This window comes from Actinomadura soli (assembly GCF_005889715.1).
Classification (GTDB): domain Bacteria; phylum Actinomycetota; class Actinomycetes; order Streptosporangiales; family Streptosporangiaceae; genus Spirillospora; species Spirillospora soli.
Window position 1 is genome coordinate 1 of record NZ_VCKW01000439.1, and the last position, 4,238, is coordinate 4,238.

Annotated in this window: 5 protein-coding genes; 3 read left to right on the forward strand and 2 right to left on the reverse strand. The window is 69.9% G+C overall.

Annotated features, from left to right (window positions below; translation table 11 throughout):
• A partial coding sequence (locus tag ETD83_RS40040) for a helix-turn-helix domain-containing protein (RefSeq protein ID WP_171064715.1) occupies positions 1-799 on the forward strand: 799 nt, incomplete at its 5' end.
• On the opposite strand, the gene ETD83_RS40045 is transcribed toward ETD83_RS40040, so the two are convergent.
• Positions 780-1,031, reverse strand: a complete 252-nt coding sequence (locus tag ETD83_RS40045; RefSeq protein WP_138650470.1) for a hypothetical protein — start codon at positions 1,029-1,031, stop codon at positions 780-782. The genes ETD83_RS40040 and ETD83_RS40045 overlap by 20 nt on opposite strands.
• Before the next feature lie 152 nt (positions 1,032-1,183).
• Between ETD83_RS40045 and ETD83_RS40050 the strand changes: the two genes are divergently transcribed.
• Both ETD83_RS40050 and ETD83_RS40055 read left to right on the forward strand, forming a co-directional pair.
• Positions 1,184-1,933 (forward strand): GntR family transcriptional regulator, encoded by a 750-nt coding sequence (locus ETD83_RS40050; protein WP_138650471.1) that lies wholly within the window; start codon positions 1,184-1,186, stop codon positions 1,931-1,933.
• Position 1,934: 1 nt separating this feature from the next.
• Positions 1,935-2,492 carry an NUDIX domain-containing protein gene (locus ETD83_RS40055; protein ID WP_138650472.1) on the forward strand — a complete coding sequence of 186 codons (558 nt, stop codon included), beginning with the start codon at positions 1,935-1,937 and terminating at the stop codon, positions 2,490-2,492.
• Here the strand turns inward: ETD83_RS40055 and ETD83_RS40060 are convergent.
• Entirely contained in the window at positions 2,470-4,047 is a 1,578-nt protein-coding gene (locus ETD83_RS40060; RefSeq protein ID WP_138650473.1) for a DUF4153 domain-containing protein, read from the reverse strand. The two genes, ETD83_RS40055 and ETD83_RS40060, sit on opposite strands and share 23 nt — an antisense overlap.
• Positions 4,048-4,238 lie beyond the last annotated feature (191 nt).

Here is a 4,238-nt window from a genome sequence, read left to right on the forward strand (position 1 = left end):
GGCTGGGACGGGCTGGGACGGGCGGGGCGGATCCGTCCGGCCGGAGCCGGTCGGATTTCGACCCGGACGTTGCGTTCGGGCACGTCACAGGCCATGCTGTGCCTCACACAGGTCTCATAAGCGATTAATTACCCCGTGTGTATTTCGTCAGGCCCAGGACGTCCGGCGGCTCGCGTTTCCGCCCGATGTCCTCATCGACCTCACCCGCCGCACCCCCAGCCTGATCGTCCCCGACCCGGACGGCCCGGGACGCGCCAAGCTGGTCGACCGCGCTCTCGCCGGGACGCTCGCCGTAGTCGGCCCGACCGTCCCGCTGCTCGAGGCGGCTCGTTCCATGCAGTGGGCCCTCAAAACGCTGTATCTCGTCCAGCGTGGCGTTATCGAGGCGGACCGCGGAGTGATCCGCAGCGTGGAGCACATGTCCACGCTCATCCTTTTCCAGGACGAGGGACTCATCACGTCACTGGCCGACCTGCGTCTTGCGCCGCTGGCGCACCTGCGCCCCAGCCAGCAGGACCGGCTCGCCGAAACACTGCTGGCCTGGCTGCAGTCGGGACGCAACGCCAATGAGGTCGCGATGAGGCTGCACGTCCACCCGCAGACCGTCCGGTACAGGCTGCGTCAGCTTGAGGACCTGTTCGGTGACCAGCTCCTTGACCCGGACCTGCGGTTCGACCTGGAAATCGTGCTGCGCGCCCGCGCGCTGCTGGCCGACAACGCCGGCGAGCGCATCCTTCAGGCGACCGGGAAGGCCGTCGGCGATTCGGCGGGCGAGGTCGTCACCTTCCGCCGGTCCTGACGCTCGCCGGGCCGGTGGCGTTGGCGCGGAGGCGTTCCGCGGTGGCGACCCGTTCGGCCAGGCGCGTCTGGGCGTCGCAGAGGAGCCACAGTTCGCCCTCGTCCGTCGCGTCGATCTCTTCAAGGCAGCCGTTGAGCAATTGGTAATCCGACAAGGGAGAGATCCGGGTGGCGCGTAGGCCCTTGTCCGAGCGTTCGCTGCGCCAGCCGGGCATGCACAAGATCACCGACATCACGCGGACTCCCTTGGTGGGTCTATGGTGGGTCTACCATAAGCCGACCAAGCATCGCCCACAATGCCTTCTGTGTAACCCCAAAAAGGTGCCGGACGTGGTGGGATCTGTACGGTGTGAGGTCAACGGACTATCCCGGAGCAGGAATCGGTATGCCGCGCCCCCCCACGAAGGCACAGGCGATCACGAACGCGCTGGCCGCCCGCATCGTCGAGGGTGAGCTCGATCCGGGGACGTGGCTGCCGTCCGAGCGGGAGCTGGCGCGGCGGTACGAGGCCGACCGCTCCACCGTCCGGCGGGCGCTGCGGATGCTGGCCGAGCAGGGCCTCGTCCAGCTGCGGCACGGTTCGGGCGCGCAGGTGCGGACGGGGCGGCGGGTGCGGCGCGCGGCGGCCGACATCACGCGGCAGGTCGGGGCGTGGCGCGGGTTCCACGTGTCGGCGCAGAAGGACGGGCGCACACCGTTCACGCGGACGACGGTCAGCGAGGTAGAGGCGAGCGAACGGCTGGCACCCCGCCTGGACGTGCCGCCAGGGACGCGGGTACTGGAACGTGCGCGCGTCCAGGGCGTGGAAGGCGAACCGCCCATTCAGACGGCGACGACCTGGGTGATCCTGGACGTCGTGGAGCAGATTCCTGTGCTTCGAGAGGTCGACACAGGTCCAGGCGGCATTTACTCGCGGCTGGAGGAGGCCGGGTATCGGATCACCTTCGAGGAGTCGGTGACGTGCCGTCTCCCCTGCGCGGACGAGCAGGAGACGCTGGAGGTGGGCGCGAACCGGCCCGTCCTGACGCTGTGGCGCCGCGCGTACGACCAGAACGGCCGCGTCATCGAGGTCACCCACAGGGTGGTGGTCGGCGACCGGCACGAACTCGTCTACCGCTACGGGTCGGGGGCCTGACATGAACGACGAGGACGAAAAGCCCGCGGTGCGTCAGGTCAGTTCACGGGTCGTCTACGAGAATCCGTGGATGGTCGTCCGGGAGGACGAGGTCGAGCGGCAGGACGGATCACGCGGCATCTACGGCGTCGTCGACAAACCCGACTTCGTCGTGGTCATACCGCTGGAGGGCGACGGGTTCCATCTCGTCGAGGAGTACCGGTATCCCATCGGGAAACGCACGTGGAGCTTCCCGCAGGGCACGCTTCCCGGACGGCAGGACGCCGACCCAGAGGAACTGGCCCACCTCGAACTTGCGCAAGAGACCGGTTTCCGTGCATCAACGCTGACACACCTCGGGTTTTTGAACTGCTCGCATGGGACGAGCAGTCAGGGCTTCAACATTTTCGTCGCGTCCGGGCTGCGGGCAGGGGAGGCCGACCGGGAGCCAGAGGAGCAGGACATGCGGCAGAAGTGGATGTCCCGGGACGAGTTCAAGGCGCTCGTGCGCGAGGGCCGAATCACCGACGACTCGACCCTCGCCGCCTACGCGCTTCTCAATATGAACGAGACCATCTAGAGCAGTCGACGTTCATGTCCGAGGGACGAGCGTCCAGAATCTCGCGGGCCCGCTTCCGCGCGAGGTTGCCGCTCACGGCGGGCTCGCCGTCGTCCAGGCCCAGGGCGATGGCGCGCAGCGCGCAGGACCGTGCCGGTTCGGGCAGCCGGTCCAGCGCGGGGACGGCGTCGGCGGAAAGGTCCCGCAGGTACGGGACGTCGATCTTGCCGGTGTCCTGGTAGCGGGCGACGTTGTGCTCGGCGATGAAACCGTCCGGGTCGATCGACACCAGCGTGATCATCGCGACCGCGCCGCTCGCGGCCACCGCCCGAGGCAGCCACGGCGCCCGCCCCTTCACGACGCCCGCGACCGCGACCAGCACGACCACGACGCCGAGCCACAGCTCGAACGCGTGCACCCACAGCCGCAGCCGCGTCCAGCCGAACGTCTCCTCGTACAGGTAGAGGCGCCGCAGCGCGACGGCGACGACGACGAGCGTGAGCGCGCACAGCAGCCCGAGCAGCACGCGGACGGTGACGCGGTCGCCGCGCCCGGCGGACGGCGCGTACCGCTTGGCGGCCGCCACCACCGCGAGGACGAGGACCGTCACGGCGACGAGCTGGAAGAACCCCTGCCGGGCGTACTCGGCGTAGGTGAGGCCGGTGGAGCGGAGCAGCCTGTCCTTGTCGTCGGCGAGGAACACCCCGGCCTGGATGGCGCAGAACATGAGGAACAACAGGTCGAGCGCAGCGATCGGCACGGCCCACGACCAGCGTCCGGCGGGCTTCGCGGGCTCCGGGACCAGCATCCGCAGCGGCGGCGGCGCCTGACCGAGGAACGCGCCCGCACCCGCCAGCAGCAGGACGCCCGCCCCGGCGATCCCGTACACGATGACAGAGCCCGGTGACACTTCTGGGACGAGGCCCGAGGCAAGGGTGCCGAACGCCGCGTCAGCGCCCATGAACAGCGCGCCGAACACCGCGATGAGCCCGGCCGCGATCAGGCCCGTCCGGATGGCGGGCCATGCGGCGCCCCGTCCGGACGACATCGAGCGGTACGCGCCCTGCCCCGCCCACGGCACCATCCAGCCGACCGCCGGGAACACGGCGAGTCCGCCACCGAGGACCTCTGCCCACGACCGTCCACCGGACGCCCCGTAAGAGCCGGCGGCGACGGCGAGCAGGAGCGCGGTGACGACGAGCCAGTCCGCGTCCCTGACCGCTGCCGTCGCCGACAGGCACAACGCAAGCAGGACGAAAACGCCCCCAGTTCGGTTGAAGCGCGTCCAGAGGCCCTTCTTGGCGGACGAGGGCTGGACGAGCCGTCCCGCCGACCAGGCCGACGCTCCCGTCACGTAGGCGACGGCGGCGGCAGCGATGACTACGCCCACGCCCAGCTCACCGTGGAGCAACGCCGGACCGAGCGTCACCGCGCCGATCACCCCGGCAATGGCCGAGCCCGCCATGAGCGCCGAAGACATGGGAAGCGCAGGACGCTTCCAGCCCACGATCGCCTGTTCCAACTTGGTCGGCTTGTAGGGCACCGGACGCGGCGGATAGGCAGGACGTCCATGCATCGGCGGATACCCCGGGCCCCCACCGCCCGGCGAGAGCCCACCGGGGGCCGGGTGCACACCGACTGGAGGCCGTCCAGCGACTGGAGGGCGCCCGGCTACCTGCGGATGCGTCCCCGCCCCAGGCCCGTAGGGCGCACTGGGCGGCGCAAACCCGGCATCACCCGACGTTGAGGACCCGACCCCCTCACCCC